Source organism: Actinokineospora enzanensis DSM 44649 (assembly GCF_000374445.1).
GTDB classification, from domain to species: domain Bacteria; phylum Actinomycetota; class Actinomycetes; order Mycobacteriales; family Pseudonocardiaceae; genus Actinokineospora; species Actinokineospora enzanensis.
Genome location: NZ_KB894411.1, coordinates 165280 through 180317 on the forward strand (window position 1 = coordinate 165280; position 15038 = coordinate 180317).

A 15038-nucleotide genomic window follows, 5' to 3' on the forward strand; every position below is an offset into this window, starting at 1 on the left:
CGACCCGCCGAGTACCGGCAGGCCAGGAGCGCTCCGGGGCCCAACCCCGCAGCGTGCGACCGACTCTAACAGCACGCGGGACCGGTTCAGCACCCCGAGGGGCGCACAAGAGCCGAGGCCACCCCGTGGTTGGCCGTGATGTCGCTTACAAAACGTGTATTCCGGGAAATCACCAGATCTACCAGGCGGTAAGTTCACCGGTTTCTCACACGCTCGACCGGTTCGGACCCGACTCGCACCAACAGACGATCGCCACTTACGAGTTGGGAAACCGGCAAAGCACCATCGGTCGGTTCGTCGCCATCCGCGAAAGCAGCGGGGCCGGGCACGCAATGCGTGTCCGGCCCCGTCGCGCACAACGACTCAGACGGTGGAGGCAGTGCCCCCGGCCGCGGTGAGCTTCTCCGTCGCGGAGGCGGAGAACTTGTCCGCGGTGACGTCCAGCTTGACGCCGTTCAGGTCGCCGTCGCCGAGGACCTTGACCAGCGAGCCCTTGCGGACCAGCCCGGCCGCGACCAGGTCGGCGATGCCGACCTTGCCGCCGTCCGGGAACGCGGTGGCCACGTCGCCGACGTTGACGACCTGGTACTCGACCCGGAAGCGGTTCTTGAAGCCCTTGAGCTTCGGCAGCCGCATCTGGATGGGCATCTGGCCACCCTCGAAGCGCGCGGGGACGTTCTTGCGCGCCTTGGTGCCCTTGGTGCCCCGGCCTGCGGTCTTGCCCTTGGAGCCCTCACCGCGACCCACACGGGTCTTCTCGGTCTTGGCACCCGGGGCTGGCCGCAGGTGGTGGATCTTGATAGCCATCAGTCCTCGACCTCCTCGACGGTCACGAGGTGGCGAACGGTGTGGATCAGGCCGCGCACCTCGGGCGTGTCGTCGCGCACCGTGGTCTGGCGGATCTTGCGCAGGCCGAGGGTGCGCAGCGACTCGCGGTGGTTGCGCTTGGTGCCGATCTCACTGCGGACCTGGGTGACCTTGAGCTTGGCCATGGTCACACCCCCGTCCCGGCGGTGGCCGCGGCGGCACGGGCCCGCAGCATGCCCGCGGGAGCCACGTCCTCCAGCGGCAGGCCGCGGCGGGCCGCGACCTCCTCCGGACGCTGCAGGCCACGCAGGGCCGCCATGGTCGCGTGCACGATGTTGATGGCGTTGTCGCTACCCAGCGACTTCGACAGCACGTCGTGCACGCCCGCGCACTCCAGCACGGCGCGGACCGGGCCACCGGCGATGACGCCGGTACCGGCGCTGGCCGGGCGCAGGAGCACCACACCGGCCGCCTTCTCGCCCTGGATCGGGTGCGGGATGGTGCCGCCGATGCGCGGGACGCGGAAGAAGTTCTTCTTCGCCTCCTCGACGCCCTTCGCGATCGCGGCGGGCACCTCCTTGGCCTTGCCGTAGCCGACGCCGACCATGCCGTCGCCGTCGCCGACCACGACCAGGGCGGTGAAGCTGAAGCGACGACCGCCCTTCACGACCTTGGCGACGCGGTTGATCGCCACGACCTTCTCGATGTGCGGCGTCTTCTCAGCCGCAGCGCCGCCACGACCGCCGCCATCGCGCCGGTCCCGACGGTCGCGGCGCTCGCCGCGCTCGTTCCCGCCCTGACCGCCTCCGGGGCCGCCCTGGCCGCCGAACTGCCGCGTACGTCCCGGCATCAGGCGTTCCTTCCCTTGGTGTAGCTCGACATCAGAACTCCAGCCCGGCTTCGCGGGCCGAGTCGGCCAGCGACGCGATCCGGCCGGTGTACTTGTTGCCGCCGCGGTCGAACACGACCTTGGCGATCCCGGCGTCCTTGGCGCGGGCGGCGAGCAGCGCGCCCACCTTGGCCGCGCGGGCCTTCTTGTCGCCCTCGACCGCGCGGACGTCGGCCTCCAGGCTCGACGCGCTGGTCAGGGTGTGACCGGCGAGGTCGTCGACGATCTGCGCGGTGATGTGCCGCGCGGACCGGTGCACGACCAGACGGGGCCGCTCGACGGTCCCGGCGACCTTCTTGCGGAGCCGGAAGTGCCTGCGGGCCTTGGCGACGCGGCGGCGGGTGGAGATGTCCTCGCCCACCGGCTTGCGCTTGGTGACAGTGCTCTCGCTCATGATCACTTACCCGTCTTTCCGACCTTGCGGCGGATCTTCTCGCCCGCGTACCGCACACCCTTGCCCTTGTACGGGTCGGGCTTGCGCAGCTTGCGGATGTTGGCCGCGACCTCGCCGACCCGCTGCTTGTCGATGCCCGCGACGGAGAACTTGGTCGGGCTCTCCACCGCGAAGGTGATGCCCTCCGGGGCGGCCACCTTCACCGGGTGGCTGTAGCCGAGCGCGAACTCCAGGTCCGAGCCCTTGGCCACGACGCGGTAACCGACGCCGTGGATCTCCATCTTCTTCTCGTAGCCAGCGGTGACGCCGACCACGATGTTGTTGACCAGCGACCGGGTGAGCCCGTGCAGGGCCCGGTTCTGGCGCTCGTCGTTCGGCCGGGTCACCTGCAGCGTGCCGTCCTCGGCCCGCTCGACGGTGATCGGCTCGGACACCTTCAGCGCCAGCGTGCCCTTGGGCCCCTTGACGCTGATGTCCTGGCCTTCGATGGTGACGTCCACCCCGGACGGAACGGGGATCGGAAGCCTTCCGATGCGCGACATGCTCGTTCCCCCTTACCAGACGTACGCGAGGACTTCGCCGCCCACGCCCTGCTTGCCCGCCTGGCGGTCGGTCAGCAGGCCGCCGGACGTGGAGATGATGGCCACGCCCAGGCCGCCGAGAACCTTCGGCAGGTTGGTCGACTTCGCGTACACCCGCAGACCGGGCTTGGACACCCGGCGCAGACCGGCGATGCTGCGCTCGCGGTTGGGGCCGTACTTGAGCTCGACGACGAGGTTCTTGCCCTTCTCGCCGTCCTCATCGCGGTAGCCCGCGATGTAGCCCTCACGCTTGAGGATCTCGGCGATGCTCGCCTTGAGCTTGCTGTGCGGCAGCACAACGGCGTCGTGGTACGCCGAGTTGGCGTTGCGCAGACGAGTCAGGAAGTCTGCGATCGGGTCGGTCATCGTCATGGTGACCTGTCAACCTTTCTCACCGCGGTTCCCGTACCGGGCCTTCGGTGAACTGGGGGATACAAGCGGGTGGGCGGCCGATGGGCCACTCCCGATCAGGAGTGGCCCGGTCAACCACCTACCAGCTGGACTTGCTCACGCCGGGCAGCTCGCCCCGGTGCGCCATCTGCCGCAGGCAGATCCGGCACAGGCCGAACTTGCGGAACACCGAGTGCGGGCGACCGCACCGGCTGCACCGGGTGTAGGCGCGCACCGCGAACTTGGGCTTGCGGGCGGCCTTGGAGACCAGAGCCTTCTTAGCCATGGATCACAGCTCCTTGTTTCGATCCTCAGCGGCGGCCACGCCGATCACTGCTCCTTGAAGGGGAAGCCCAGGTGCTTGAGCAGCGCCCGGCCCTCCTCGTCGTTGGTCGCGGTGGTCACGATGGTGATGTCCATGCCGCGCTGCCGGTCGATGGAGTCGGGGTCGATCTCGTGGAACATCGACTGCTCGTTGAGACCGAAGGTGTAGTTGCCGTTGCCGTCGAACTGCTTGCCAGACAGGCCACGGAAGTCGCGGATACGGGGCAGCGCGATGGTCAGCAGGCGGTCGAGGAACTCCCACATGCGGTCGCCGCGCAGCGTGACGCGCGCGCCGATCGGCATGCCCTCGCGCAGCTTGAACTGCGCGATGGACTTGCGGGCCTTGCGCACCTCGGGCTTCTGGCCGGTGATGGTGGCCAGGTCGCGGATGGCGCCCTCGATCATCTTGCCGTCGCGGGCCGCCTCGCCGACGCCCATGTTGACGACGACCTTGACGACACCCGGGATCTGCATGACGTTCGCGTAGGAGAACTCGCCCTGCAGGGCGGTGGTGATCTCCTCGCGGTAGCGGGTCTTGAGCCGCGGGATGATCTTTTCAGCGGTGGTCATGATCAGATCTCCTTCCCGTTGCCCTTGCCGCGGGCCACGCGGACCTTGCGGCCGTCCTCGTCAACCTTGTAGCCCACCCGGACCGCCTTGCCGTCCACCACCAGCATGACGTTGCTGACGTGGATCGGGGCCTCCTGGGTCACGATGCCGCCGGACTGGGCACCGCGCTGGGTCTGCGTGACCCGGGTGTGCTTCTTGATCCGGTTGACGCCCTCGACCAGGACCTTGTTCGTCTCCGGGTAGGCCTGGATGACCTTGCCCTTGGCGCCCTTGTCCTTGCCCGAGATGACGACGACCGTGTCGCCCTTCTTGACCTTCATGTCAGAGCACCTCCGGCGCCAGCGAGATGATCTTCATGAACTTCTTGTCGCGCAGCTCGCGGCCGACCGGGCCGAAGATGCGGGTGCCCCGCGGCTCGCCCTCGTTCTTGATGAGGACGGCGGCGTTCTCGTCGAAGCGGATGTACGAGCCGTCCGGACGGCGGCGCTCCTTGACGGTGCGGACGATGACGGCCTTGACCACATCGCCCTTCTTCACACCGGCACCGGGGATCGCGTCCTTCACGGTGGCGACGATGATGTCGCCGATGCCCGCGTAGCGGCGGCCGGAGCCACCGAGAACACGGATGCAAAGGATCTCCTTCGCACCGGTGTTGTCGGCGACACGCAGCCGCGACTCCTGCTGGATCACTGGGTTACTCCCTGACCATTCTTGGCCCGCCAGATTGCCGACCTGTCGGGCTCGGTCCTGCTAGGTGGAACTGCTTACTTGGCCTTCTCAAGGATCTCCACGAGCCGCCAGCGCTTGGTCGCGGACAGCGGGCGGGTCTCCATCAGCAGCACGCGGTCGCCGACGCCAGCGGAGTTCTCCTCGTCGTGCGCCTTCACCTTGGTGGTGGAGCGCAGGACCTTGGCGTAGCGCGGGTGCTTCTTGCGGTCTTCCAGCGCCACCACGATGGTCTTGTCCATCTTGTCGGACACGACCAGGCCCTCGCGGACCTTGCGGGCGTTGCGCGCCGTCACCTCGGCGGTGTTCTCGGTGGTCACGTTCTCGCTCATGCGGCACCTTCATTGCTCGTCGCGTCCGGCGAGGCCGACAGGCCAAGCTCGCGCTCGCGCATCACGGTGTAGACCCGGGCGATCTCGTGCCGGACCGTGCGCAGCCGCCGGTTGTTGTCCAGCTGTCCGGTGGCCATCTGGAAGCGGAGGTTGAACAGCTCCTCCTTCGCCTCCCGCAGGCGCAGCACCAGCTCCTCGTCGGTCAGCTCGCGCAGGTCCGACGCGGTGGTCCCAGCCGCCATCAGAAGTCACCACCCTCACGCGTGACGATCCGGCACTTCATCGGGAGCTTGTGGATCGCGCGGCGCAGCGCCTCGCGGGCCACCTGCTCGTTCGGGAACGACATCTCGAACATCACGCGTCCCGGCTTGACGTTGGCCACCCAGTACTCCGGCGAGCCCTTACCGGAACCCATCCGGGTCTCGGCGGGCTTCTTGGTCAGCGGGCGGTCCGGGAAGATGTTGATCCACACCTTGCCACCGCGGCGGATGTGCCGGTTGATGGCGATACGGGCGGACTCGATCTGCCGGTTGGTCACGTAGGCGGGCTCCAGCGCCTGGATGCCGAACTCGCCGAAGGTGACCTTCGTGCCGCCCTTGGCCGCACCGGCCCGCTTCGGGTGGTGCTGCTTGCGGTGCTTGACCCTGCGCGGGATGAGCACTACTCAGCCCTCCCCATTGCCGGAGGTGTTCTCGGCACCGGCACCGGCCGGGGCGGAGTCACCCTTCGTCTGAGCCTCGGCGGCCGCGCGGCCCGCCTCGGTGCTGGTGGCGGTGGTGCCGGAGGCACCGGAGCGACGGGCGCGGTTCGGGCGCTCGCGCCGCGGCTCGCGCCGGGCGTCCGGCGCGGCCGAGCGGGCTTCCTGCTCGCGGCGACCGCCGACGACCTCACCCTTGTAGATCCACACCTTCACGCCGATCCGGCCGAAGGTGGTGCGGGCCTCGAAGAAGCCGTAGTCGATGTCCGCGCGCAGCGTGTGCAGCGGGACCCGGCCCTCGCGGTAGTGCTCGGAGCGGGACATCTCGGCGCCGCCGAGACGGCCACCGCACTGCACCCGGATGCCCTTGACCTGCGGGGAGCGCATGGCCGACTGGATGGCCTTGCGCATCGCGCGGCGGAAGGACACGCGGTTGGACAGCTGCTCGGCGGTCACCTGGGCGACCAGCTGGGCGTCCGCCTCGGGGTTCTTGACCTCAAGGATGTTCAGCTGGACCTGCTTCTTGGTGAGCTTCTCCAGCTCACCGCGGATGCGGTCGGCCTCGGCACCGCGGCGGCCGATGACGATGCCAGGACGCGCGGTGTGGATGTCCACCCGCACGCGGTCCCGGGTCCGCTCGATCTCCACGCGGGAGATACCGGCGCGCTCCATGCCCTTGGACAGCAGGCGACGGATCTTCACGTCCTCGGCGACGTACTCCGCGTACTGCTTGTCGGCGTACCAGCGGGACCGCCAGTCGGTGGTGATCCCGAGCCGGAAGCCGTGGGGGTTGATCTTCTGCCCCATTTAGCGGGCACCACCCTTCGTGCTGGTGCGGCGCTTGGGCGCCGCCTTGGCCACCGGACGGGACTCGACCTCGATGGTGATGTGGCTGGTCCGCTTGCGGATCCGGTAGGCGCGGCCCTGGGCGCGCGGGCGGAACCGCTTCAACGTCGGGCCCTCGTCCACGTAGGCCACCGCGACCCAGAGGGTCTCGGGGTCCAGCTGGAGGTTGTTCTCGGCGTTGGCGACGGCACTGGCGAGCACCTTCGCGACCGGCTCACTGGCTGCCTGCGGCGCGAACCGGAGCACGGCCAGGGCCTCGCCTGCGCTACGTCCCCGGATGAGCTCGACGACGCGGCGCACCTTCATCGGCGTGGCGCGAACGTAGCGAGCCCGAGCCACGGCGCGCGGGTACTCCGCCACCTCGGCTTCGTTGCGGGCGTTCATACGCTGCTTCCCCTTGCTCTTTCTGCTTGCTCTGGAATCGAGCCGCGACTAGCGGCGGCGGGCCTTGCGGTCGTCCTTGATGTGGCCCTTGAACGTGCGGGTCGGGGCGAACTCGCCCAGCTTGTGACCCACCATGGCCTCGGAGACGAACACCGGGACGTGCTTGCGGCCGTCGTGCACCGCGATGGTGTGGCCCAGCATGTCCGGGATGATCGTGGACCGGCGGGACCAGGTCTTGATGACGGTCTTCTTGCCCGACTCGTTCAGCGCGTCCACCTTCTTGAGCAGGTGGTCGTCCACGAACGGGCCCTTCTTCAGGCTGCGTGGCATTGTCTTCTACCTCCCTGCTCAGCGCTTCTTGCCGGTACGGCGGCGGCGGACGATCATGCGGTCGGAGGCCTTGCGGCGGCGGGTGCGGCCCTCCGGCTTACCGGCCGGGTTCACCGGGTGGCGACCACCGGAGGTCTTGCCCTCACCACCACCGTGCGGGTGGTCGACCGGGTTCATCGCGACACCGCGGACGGTCGGGCGCTTGCCCTTCCAGCGCATCCGGCCCGCCTTGCCCCAGTTGATGTTGGCGTGCTCGGAGTTGCCGACCGCGCCGACCGTGGCGCGGCAGCGCACGTCCACGTTGCGGATCTCGCCCGAGGGCATCCGCAGCTGGGCGTACGGGCCGTCCTTGGCCACCAGCTGCACGCTGGTGCCCGCCGAGCGGGCGATCTTGGCGCCACCGCCGGGGCGCAGCTCGATGGCGTGCACCACGGTGCCGACCGGGATGTTGCGCAGCGGCAGGTTGTTGCCCGGCTTGATGTCGGCCCGGGGGCCGTTCTCGATCGGGTCACCCTGCTGCAGCTTGTCCGGGGCGATGATGTAGCGCTTCTCGCCGTCGGCGTAGTGCAGCAGCGCGATGCGCGCGGTGCGGTTCGGGTCGTACTCGATGTGCGCGACCTTGGCGGGCACGCCGTCCTTGTCGTTGCGCCGGAAGTCGATCAGCCGGTAGGCGCGCTTGTGACCGCCGCCCTTGTGCCGGGTGGTGATCTTGCCGTGCGCGTTCCGGCCGCCGCGCCCGTGCAACGGGCGGACCAGCGACTTCTCCGGCGTGGACCGCGTGATCTCCTTGAAGTCGGAGACGCTGGCGCCGCGACGACCCGGGGTCGTCGGCTTGTACTTGCGGATACCCATGTGTCTCAGTCCCTTACGCGGCCGGGCCGCCGAAGATCTCGATCGGCTTGCTCTCGGCGGACAGCGTCACGATCGCTCGCTTGGTGTCCTTGCGCTTGCCGTACCCGGTGCGGGTGCGCTTGCGCTTGCCGTTGCGGTTCAACGTGTTGACGCTGACGACCTTCACGCCGAAGACCTTCTCCACCGCGATCTTGATGGCGGTCTTGTTGGCGTCCGGGTGCACGACGAAGGTGTACTTGTTCTCTTCGAGCAGCCCGTAGGACTTCTCGGAGATCACCGGCGCGAGCAGGATGTCGCGGGGGTCGGGGATCACTTGCCCTCCTCCTCGGAAGCCCCAGCGGCCTCGGCCGAGGTGGCCCTGGCCTTGGCGGTCCGGACCGGGCGGGACAGGAAGTCGTCCAGCGCGGCCTTGCTGAACACCACGTCGTCGTTGACCAGCACGTCGTAGGTGTTGAGCTGGTCGGGCGTGATCACGTGCACGTGCGGCAGGTTGCGCACCGACACCCAGGCGACGTCCTCGTCCCTGGTCAGCACGACCAGCAGCCGCTTCGCCTCGGACACCGACTCCAGCAGCTGCCGGGCGGTCTTGGTGGACGGCTTGTCACCCTCGATGAGGGCGGTCACCACGTGCACCTGACCCGCGCGGGCGCGGTCGGAGAGCGCGCCGCGCAGCGCGGCGGCCTTCATCTTCTTGGGCGTCCGCTGCGTGTAGTCGCGCGGCTGCGGGCCGTGCACGACGCCACCACCGACGAACTGCGGCGCGCGGGTCGAGCCCTGGCGCGCGCGGCCGGTGCCCTTCTGCCGATAGGGCTTCCTGCCACCACCGGAGACCTCGCCGCGGGTCTTGGTCGAGTGCGTGCCCTGGCGGGCGGCCGCGAGCTGGGCCACCACCACCTGGTGCATCAGCGGCACGTTGGCCTGCACGTCGAAGACCTCGGCGGGGAGGTCGACCGAACCCTCGGTCTTGCCACCGGGGGCCTTGATGTCAACGCTGGTCAACTCAGGCACCGCCCTTCGCAGCGGTCTTGAGGAACACCAGGCCGCCCTTGGGGCCGGGGACCGCGCCCTTGATCAGGATCAGGCCGGACTCGGCGTCGACCTGGTGCACCTTGAGGTTCTGGGTGGTAACCCGGACGTTACCCATGCGGCCCGCCATGCGCAGACCCTTGAAAACCCGGCCCGGGGTGGCGCAGCCGCCGATCGAACCCGGGGAGCGGTGCTTGCGCTGGGTGCCGTGCGAGGCGCTCAGACCCTTGAAGCCGTGCCGCTTCATGACACCGGCGGTGCCCTTGCCCTTGGTGGTGCCGGTCGCGTCGACGACCTGCCCGGCCTCGAACACCTCGGCGGTGATCTCCTGGCCCACCTCGTAGGCGGCGGCGTCGTTCGTGCGCAGCTCGGCGAGGAAGCGACGCGGGGACACCCCCGCCTTGCCGAAGTGCCCGGCCTCGGGCTTGTTGACCTTGCGCGGGTCGATCGCGCCGAAGGCGAGCTGGACCGCGACGTAGCCGTCGGTCTCCTGGCTGCGTACCTGCGTGACGACGTTCGGGCCCGCCTTGACGACGGTGACCGGGACGATCCGGTTGTTCTCGTCGAAGACCTGGGTCATCCCGAGCTTGGTGCCCAGGATTCCCTTCATCTGCCTGTCAGACATGACTGTGTTTCTCTCCGCCGCTCAGCGCCGCACGCTTACTGGATGTTGACGTCGACGCTCGCCGGCAGGTCGATGCGCATGAGCGCGTCCACCGTCTTCGGCGTCGGGTCGAGGATGTCGATCAACCGCTTGTGCGTGCGCATCTCGAAGTGCTCGCGCGAGTCCTTGTACTTGTGCGGCGAGCGGATGACGCAGTAGACGTTCTTCTCCGTGGGCAGCGGCACCGGCCCCACGACCCGCGCACCAGTGCGCGTCACGGTCTCCACGATCTTGCGCGCGGACGCGTCGATCGCCTCGTGGTCGTAGGCCTTGAGCCGGATGCGGATCTTCTGTCCCGCCATGGTGGCTTGCCGTTCCTCTGTCTCGTTGCGATGTCGGCAGACCTGTCAGGCCGAACCGCGCCGCTTCCCTGTTCACATGCTGCGATCCCGCGGCTCCCGGTCCACGCGGTCGGGCGTGTCGCGCCCGCTTCGCATGGCGGTCCCTTGGATGAATCCCAGGACAAGCCGAGCATCTGTGGTCTGTACGGGTCAGAACTGCTGACCCCGGGCCCGCACGCGAGGGCGGCCGGGAAACGTATTTCACCGGCCGCCCGCGACGAGCAACCCATAAAGGATGCCACACACGTGTGCGGCGATCCAAACCGGGGGGTCGGACCACTGGTCCGACCCCCCGGGAGGCACTACTTCAGGATCTTGACGACCCGACCGGCGCCGACGGTGCGGCCACCCTCGCGGATCGCGAACCGCAGACCCTCGTCCATCGCGATGGGCTGGATGAGCGACACGGTCATGCCCGTGCTGTCACCCGGCATGACCATCTCGGTGCCCTCGGGGAGGGTCACCACGCCGGTCACGTCCGTCGTGCGGAAGTAGAACTGCGGGCGGTAGTTGTTGAAGAACGGGGTGTGCCGACCGCCCTCGTCCTTGCTCAGGATGACGACCTGGGCCTCGAACTCGGTGTGCGGGGTGGTGGTGCCCGGCTTCACGATGACCTGGCCGCGCTCGATGTCCTCACGCTTGATGCCGCGCAGCAGCAGGCCGACGTTGTCGCCTGCCTGGCCCTGGTCGAGCAGCTTGCGGAACATCTCGACACCGGTGACGGTGGTCTTCTGCGCCTTCTCGCGGATGCCGACGATCTCGACTTCCTCGTTGACGTTGATGATGCCGCGCTCGATGCGACCGGTCGCGACGGTGCCGCGGCCGGTGATCGTGAAGACGTCCTCGACGGGCATGAGGAAGGGCTTCACCACGTCGCGCTCGGGCTCCGGGATCGACTCGTCGACCGCGTCCATCAGCTCGATCAGGCGGGCGCCCCACTCGGCGTCGCCCTCCAGCGCCTTGAGCGCGGAGACACGCACGACCGGCAGGTCGTCGCCGGGGAAGTCCTGCGCGGACAGCAGCTCGCGGACCTCAAGCTCGACGAGCTCCAGGATCTCCTCGTCGTCCACCATGTCGGCCTTGTTCAGGGCCACCACGATGTAGGGCACGCCGACCTGGCGGGCGAGCAGCACGTGCTCACGCGTCTGCGGCATCGGGCCGTCGGTCGCGGCGACCACCAGGATGGCGCCGTCCATCTGCGCCGCACCGGTGATCATGTTCTTGACGTAGTCCGCGTGACCCGGGCAGTCGACGTGCGCGTAGTGGCGCTTCTCCGTCTGGTACTCGATGTGCGCGATGGAGATGGTGATACCGCGCTGCTTCTCCTCCGGCGCCTTGTCGATCTCGTCGAACGGCGTGAAGGGGTTCAGGTCGGGGTACTTGTCGTGCAGGACCTTCGAGATCGCCGCGGTCAGCGTGGTCTTTCCGTGGTCGATGTGACCGATGGTCCCGATGTTGACGTGCGGCTTGGTCCGCTCGAACTTCGCCTTCGCCACTTGATGTCCTCCTGGACTCGTACTTTCCGCCTGACCGAAGGTGTTTTCGGATGGCGGGCTTCAGGGTCAAATGTGCGGACCCCGGGGAGTTGACTCCCCCGGAGAGCCCGCACGTAATGTGCGGCGCTTCCGGTTAGGGGTTTACTCCCCCGTAGCCTTTGCGATGATCTCCTTCGAGACGTTCGCGGGAACCTCTGCGTAGGAGTCGAACACCATCGAGTAGTTGGCCCGACCCTGGGTCTTGGACCGCAGGTCGCCCACGTACCCGAACATCTCCGACAACGGGACCAACGCCTTGACGACGCGGGCACCGCTGCGCTCCTCCATGGCCTGGATCTGGCCGCGGCGGGAGTTCAGGTCGCCGATGACGTCGCCCATGTAGTCCTCGGGCGTGGTCACCTCGACCGCCATCAGCGGCTCCAGGATCACGGGGCCCGCCTTGCGGGCGGCCTCCTTGAGTGCCATGGAACCGGCGACCTTGAACGCCATCTCAGAGGAGTCGACCTCGTGGTAGGCGCCGTCGAGCAGGGTGAGCTTGAGGCCCACCAGCGGGTATCCGGCGATCACACCGTACTGCATGGCGTCCTGCGCACCCGCGTCGACCGACGGGATGTACTCCCGCGGGACGCGACCGCCGGTGACCGCGTTCTCGAACTCGTAGAGCGCGCCGTCCGTGTTGGCCAGCGGCTCCAGCTTGATGACGACCTTCGCGAACTGGCCGGAGCCACCCGTCTGCTTCTTGTGGGTGTAGTCCAGCTTCTCGACCGTCTTCTTGATGGTCTCGCGGTAGGCCACCTGCGGCTTGCCGATGTTGGCCTCGACCTTGAACTCGCGGCGCATGCGGTCCACCAGGATGTCCAGGTGCAGCTCGCCCATGCCTGCGATGATGGTCTGGCCGGTCTCCTGGTCCAGGTTGACCTTGAAGGTGGGGTCCTCCTCGGCCAGCTTCTGGATCGCGGTGCCCAGCTTCTCCTGGTCGGCCTTCGTCTTGGGCTCGATGGCGACCTGGATGACCGGGTCCGGGAAGGACATCGACTCAAGCACGATCGGGTTCGCCGGGTCGCACAGGGTCTCGCCGGTCGTGGTGTCCTTCAGCCCGATCACCGCGTAGATGTGACCGGCGATGGCCTCGTCGACCGGGTTCTCCTTGTTGGCGTGCATCTGGAAGAGCTTCCCGATGCGCTCCTTGCGGTCCTTGGTCGAGTTGATGACCTGGGCACCGGAGGCGACCCGTCCGGAGTAGACCCGGACGTAGGTCAGCTTGCCGAAGAACGGGTGCACCGCGATCTTGAACGCCAGGCCGGAGAACGGCTCCTGGGTGCTCGGCGCGCGGGTCACCTTGGTCTCGCCGTCCTGCAGGGTGCCCTCGACCGGCGGCACGTCCAACGGGGCGGGCAGGTAGTCGATCACGGCGTCGAGCATGGGCTGCACGCCCTTGTTCTTGAACGCCGAGCCGCACAGGACCGGGTAGGCCGAGCGGTCGTTCACGATCTTGCGGATGCCCGTCTTGATCTGCTCGACGGACAGCTCCTCGCCACCGAGGTAGAGCTCCATGAGCTCGTCGTCGGTCTCGGCGACGGCCTCGATGAGCGCCTCGCGGTACTCCTGGGCCTTGTCGGCCAGGTCGGCGGGGATCTCCTCGACGGCGTAGTCCTCGCCCTTCTTGACCTCGCCGCGCCAGGTCAGCGCCCGCATCTCCACCAGGTCGACGACACCGATGAAGTCGGACTCGCTGCCGATGGGCAGCTGCAGCGGCAGCGGCTTGGCCCCGAGGCGCTCGGAGATGGTGCGCACGGTGAAGTAGAAGTCGGCGCCCAGCTTGTCCATCTTGTTGACGAAGCAGATGCGCGGCACGTCGTACTTGGTGGCCTGCCGCCACACCTGCTCGGACTGGGGCTCGACACCCTCCTTGCCGTCGAAGACGGCGACGGCGCCATCGAGCACGCGCAGCGAGCGCTCGACCTCGACGGTGAAGTCGACGTGGCCGGGGGTGTCGATGATGTTGATCTGGTGGTCTTTCCAGAAGCAGGTGGTGGCGGCGGAGGTGATGGTGATCCCCCGCTCCTGCTCCTGCTCCATCCAGTCCATGACCGCGGCGCCGTCGTGCACCTCGCCGATCTTGTAGCTGATCCCCGTGTAGAAGAGGATCCGCTCGGTCGTCGTGGTCTTGCCCGCGTCGATGTGGGCCATGATCCCGATGTTGCGGACCTTGGCCAGGTCGGTCAGCACGTCGAGTGCCACGGGTTCTTCCCCTGTCCTTGAGCTGCGGCGCCGCTGGGGATCCGGCCGGTCGGCCGGATCCCGTCAATCACCAGCGGTAGTGGGCGAAGGCCTTGTTGGACTCGGCCATCTTGTGGGTGTCCTCGCGGCGCTTGACGCTGGCGCCGAGGCCGTTGGAGGCGTCGAGGAGTTCGTTCATCAGCCGCTCGATCATGGTCTTCTCGCGGCGGGCCTGAGAGAAGGACACCAGCCAGCGCAGCGCCAGCGTGGTGGAGCGGCCCGGCTTGACCTCGATCGGCACCTGGTAGGTGGCGCCACCGACGCGGCGGCTCTTCACCTCGATGGTGGGCTTCACGTTGTCGAGCGCGCGCTTGAGCGTCACGACCGGGTCGGTGCCGGTCTTGTCGCGGGCACCCTCCAGGGCGCCGTACACGATGCGCTCGGCGACGGACCGCTTGCCGTCCTTGAGCACCTTGTTGATCAGCTGGGTGACCAGCGGCGAGCTGTACACCGGGTCGGAGATCAGCGGCCGCTTCGGGGCCGGTCCCTTGCGGGGCATATCAGCTCTTCTCCTTCTTCGCGCCGTAGTGGCTGCGGGCCTGCTTGCGGTTCTTCACGCCCTGGGTGTCCAGCGAGCCGCGGATGATCTTGTAGCGAACACCCGGAAGGTCCTTCACACGGCCACCGCGCACCAGCACCATGGAGTGCTCCTGCAGGTTGTGGCCCTCGCCAGGGATGTACGCCGTGACCTCGATGCCGCTGGTCAGCTTGACGCGAGCGACCTTGCGGAGCGCGGAGTTCGGCTTCTTCGGGGTGGTGGTGTACACCCGGGTGCACACGCCACGCCGCTGCGGGCTCCCCTTGAGAGCCGCAGTCTTCTGCTTGGCGACCTTGTCCTGGCGGCCCTTGCGGACCAGCTGCTGGATCGTGGGCATAGACCGGCTTTCTCTTTGTCTCTCGACGCCCGCGCGGGGCGCCGAAGGCACTGTGTACTTGCGTTCCTGCTCTTCCGCCCGCCCCCCGAGGTCGGGCGTGTCGCCCGCACTCGCGGCACCCGTGCGGGAAGAGAATCATCCCAACGGGGTTCGGGAGGAACTCCGGCGTGACTGGCAGGAGTCCACTTCGCGACGAACGACTGAACGAACGCCGATAAGCGGACCGCGCGGCAC

25 protein-coding genes are annotated in these 15038 nt (G+C 68.1%); all 25 read right to left on the reverse strand.

Annotated features, from left to right (window positions below; all coding sequences use genetic code 11):
- Nucleotides 1–363 precede the first annotated feature (363 nt).
- The 25 genes from rplO to rpsL all read right to left on the reverse strand — a co-directional run bounded on the left by rplO (nt 364) and on the right by rpsL (nt 14804).
- Nucleotides 364–810, reverse strand: coding sequence for a 50S ribosomal protein L15 (gene rplO, locus C503_RS0113850; RefSeq protein WP_026316286.1), 447 nt, complete (start codon nt 808–810; stop codon nt 364–366).
- Nucleotides 807–992 (reverse strand): 50S ribosomal protein L30, encoded by a 186-nt coding sequence (gene rpmD / locus C503_RS0113855; protein ID WP_026316287.1) that lies wholly within the window; start codon nt 990–992, stop codon nt 807–809. Before rpmD ends, rplO begins: the two co-directional genes overlap by 4 nt.
- A gap of 2 nt (nt 993–994) precedes the next feature.
- The gene (gene rpsE, locus C503_RS0113860; RefSeq protein WP_018682816.1) at nt 995–1657 is read right to left on the reverse strand and encodes a 30S ribosomal protein S5; all 663 of its coding nucleotides are present in this window, start codon (nt 1655–1657) and stop codon (nt 995–997) included.
- A 31-nt stretch (nt 1658–1688) separates the two neighbouring features.
- Nucleotides 1689–2090, reverse strand: a complete 402-nt coding sequence (gene rplR / locus C503_RS0113865) for a 50S ribosomal protein L18 (RefSeq protein WP_033400605.1) — start codon at nt 2088–2090, stop codon at nt 1689–1691.
- A 2-nt stretch (nt 2091–2092) separates the two neighbouring features.
- Nucleotides 2093–2632: a 50S ribosomal protein L6 gene (gene rplF / locus C503_RS0113870; protein ID WP_018682818.1), complete on the reverse strand. Its 540-nt coding sequence runs from the start codon at nt 2630–2632 to the stop codon at nt 2093–2095.
- 12 nt (nt 2633–2644) lie between these two features.
- Nucleotides 2645–3043: a 30S ribosomal protein S8 gene (gene rpsH / locus C503_RS0113875; protein ID WP_018682819.1), complete on the reverse strand. Its 399-nt coding sequence runs from the start codon at nt 3041–3043 to the stop codon at nt 2645–2647.
- Between the two features lie 118 nt (nt 3044–3161).
- Entirely contained in the window at nt 3162–3347 is a 186-nt protein-coding gene (locus tag C503_RS0113880) for a type Z 30S ribosomal protein S14 (RefSeq protein ID WP_018682820.1), read from the reverse strand.
- 44 nt (nt 3348–3391) lie between these two features.
- The gene (rplE, locus tag C503_RS0113885) at nt 3392–3955 is read right to left on the reverse strand and encodes a 50S ribosomal protein L5 (protein ID WP_018682821.1); all 564 of its coding nucleotides are present in this window, start codon (nt 3953–3955) and stop codon (nt 3392–3394) included.
- A 2-nt stretch (nt 3956–3957) separates the two neighbouring features.
- Nucleotides 3958–4275 carry a 50S ribosomal protein L24 gene (rplX, locus tag C503_RS0113890; protein ID WP_018682822.1) on the reverse strand — a complete coding sequence of 106 codons (318 nt, stop codon included), beginning with the start codon at nt 4273–4275 and terminating at the stop codon, nt 3958–3960.
- A 1-nt stretch (nt 4276) separates the two neighbouring features.
- Nucleotides 4277–4645, reverse strand: a complete 369-nt coding sequence (gene rplN / locus C503_RS0113895; RefSeq protein WP_018682823.1) for a 50S ribosomal protein L14 — start codon at nt 4643–4645, stop codon at nt 4277–4279.
- Between the two features lie 74 nt (nt 4646–4719).
- On the reverse strand, nt 4720–5013 hold the full coding sequence (gene rpsQ / locus C503_RS0113900; protein WP_018682824.1) for a 30S ribosomal protein S17: 294 nt from the start codon (nt 5011–5013) through the stop codon (nt 4720–4722).
- A complete protein-coding gene (rpmC, locus tag C503_RS0113905; RefSeq protein ID WP_018682825.1) occupies nt 5010–5255 on the reverse strand; it encodes a 50S ribosomal protein L29 in 246 nt (81 codons plus the stop codon). The genes rpsQ and rpmC overlap by 4 nt, the downstream gene beginning before the upstream one ends.
- On the reverse strand, nt 5255–5674 hold the full coding sequence (gene rplP / locus C503_RS0113910) for a 50S ribosomal protein L16 (protein WP_018682826.1): 420 nt from the start codon (nt 5672–5674) through the stop codon (nt 5255–5257). Before rplP ends, rpmC begins: the two co-directional genes overlap by 1 nt.
- 3 nt (nt 5675–5677) lie before the next feature.
- Complete coding sequence (rpsC, locus tag C503_RS0113915; RefSeq protein ID WP_018682827.1) at nt 5678–6517, reverse strand: 30S ribosomal protein S3; 840 nt, start codon at nt 6515–6517, stop codon at nt 5678–5680.
- Nucleotides 6518–6940, reverse strand: a complete 423-nt coding sequence (gene rplV / locus C503_RS0113920; protein WP_018682828.1) for a 50S ribosomal protein L22 — start codon at nt 6938–6940, stop codon at nt 6518–6520.
- A gap of 48 nt (nt 6941–6988) precedes the next feature.
- Nucleotides 6989–7270 (reverse strand): 30S ribosomal protein S19, encoded by a 282-nt coding sequence (rpsS, locus tag C503_RS0113925; protein WP_018682829.1) that lies wholly within the window; start codon nt 7268–7270, stop codon nt 6989–6991.
- An 18-nt stretch (nt 7271–7288) separates the two neighbouring features.
- A complete protein-coding gene (rplB, locus tag C503_RS0113930) occupies nt 7289–8122 on the reverse strand; it encodes a 50S ribosomal protein L2 (protein ID WP_018682830.1) in 834 nt (277 codons plus the stop codon).
- Nucleotides 8123–8135: 13 nt separating this feature from the next.
- Complete coding sequence (gene rplW / locus C503_RS0113935) at nt 8136–8435, reverse strand: 50S ribosomal protein L23 (protein WP_018682831.1); 300 nt, start codon at nt 8433–8435, stop codon at nt 8136–8138.
- On the reverse strand, nt 8432–9121 hold the full coding sequence (gene rplD / locus C503_RS0113940) for a 50S ribosomal protein L4 (RefSeq protein WP_026316288.1): 690 nt from the start codon (nt 9119–9121) through the stop codon (nt 8432–8434). Before rplD ends, rplW begins: the two co-directional genes overlap by 4 nt.
- A 1-nt stretch (nt 9122) precedes the next feature.
- Entirely contained in the window at nt 9123–9773 is a 651-nt protein-coding gene (rplC, locus tag C503_RS0113945; protein ID WP_026316289.1) for a 50S ribosomal protein L3, read from the reverse strand.
- Between the two features lie 35 nt (nt 9774–9808).
- The gene (rpsJ, locus tag C503_RS0113950) at nt 9809–10114 is read right to left on the reverse strand and encodes a 30S ribosomal protein S10 (RefSeq protein ID WP_003938093.1); all 306 of its coding nucleotides are present in this window, start codon (nt 10112–10114) and stop codon (nt 9809–9811) included.
- Between the two features lie 341 nt (nt 10115–10455).
- Complete coding sequence (gene tuf / locus C503_RS0113955) at nt 10456–11649, reverse strand: elongation factor Tu (RefSeq protein ID WP_018682834.1); 1194 nt, start codon at nt 11647–11649, stop codon at nt 10456–10458.
- Nucleotides 11650–11790: 141 nt separating this feature from the next.
- Nucleotides 11791–13890, reverse strand: coding sequence for an elongation factor G (gene fusA / locus C503_RS0113960; protein WP_018682835.1), 2100 nt, complete (start codon nt 13888–13890; stop codon nt 11791–11793).
- A gap of 67 nt (nt 13891–13957) precedes the next feature.
- Nucleotides 13958–14428 (reverse strand): 30S ribosomal protein S7, encoded by a 471-nt coding sequence (rpsG, locus tag C503_RS0113965; RefSeq protein ID WP_018682836.1) that lies wholly within the window; start codon nt 14426–14428, stop codon nt 13958–13960.
- 1 nt (nt 14429) lies between these two features.
- Nucleotides 14430–14804: a 30S ribosomal protein S12 gene (rpsL, locus tag C503_RS0113970; protein ID WP_018682837.1), complete on the reverse strand. Its 375-nt coding sequence runs from the start codon at nt 14802–14804 to the stop codon at nt 14430–14432.
- Between the last annotated feature and the right edge of the window lie 234 nt (nt 14805–15038).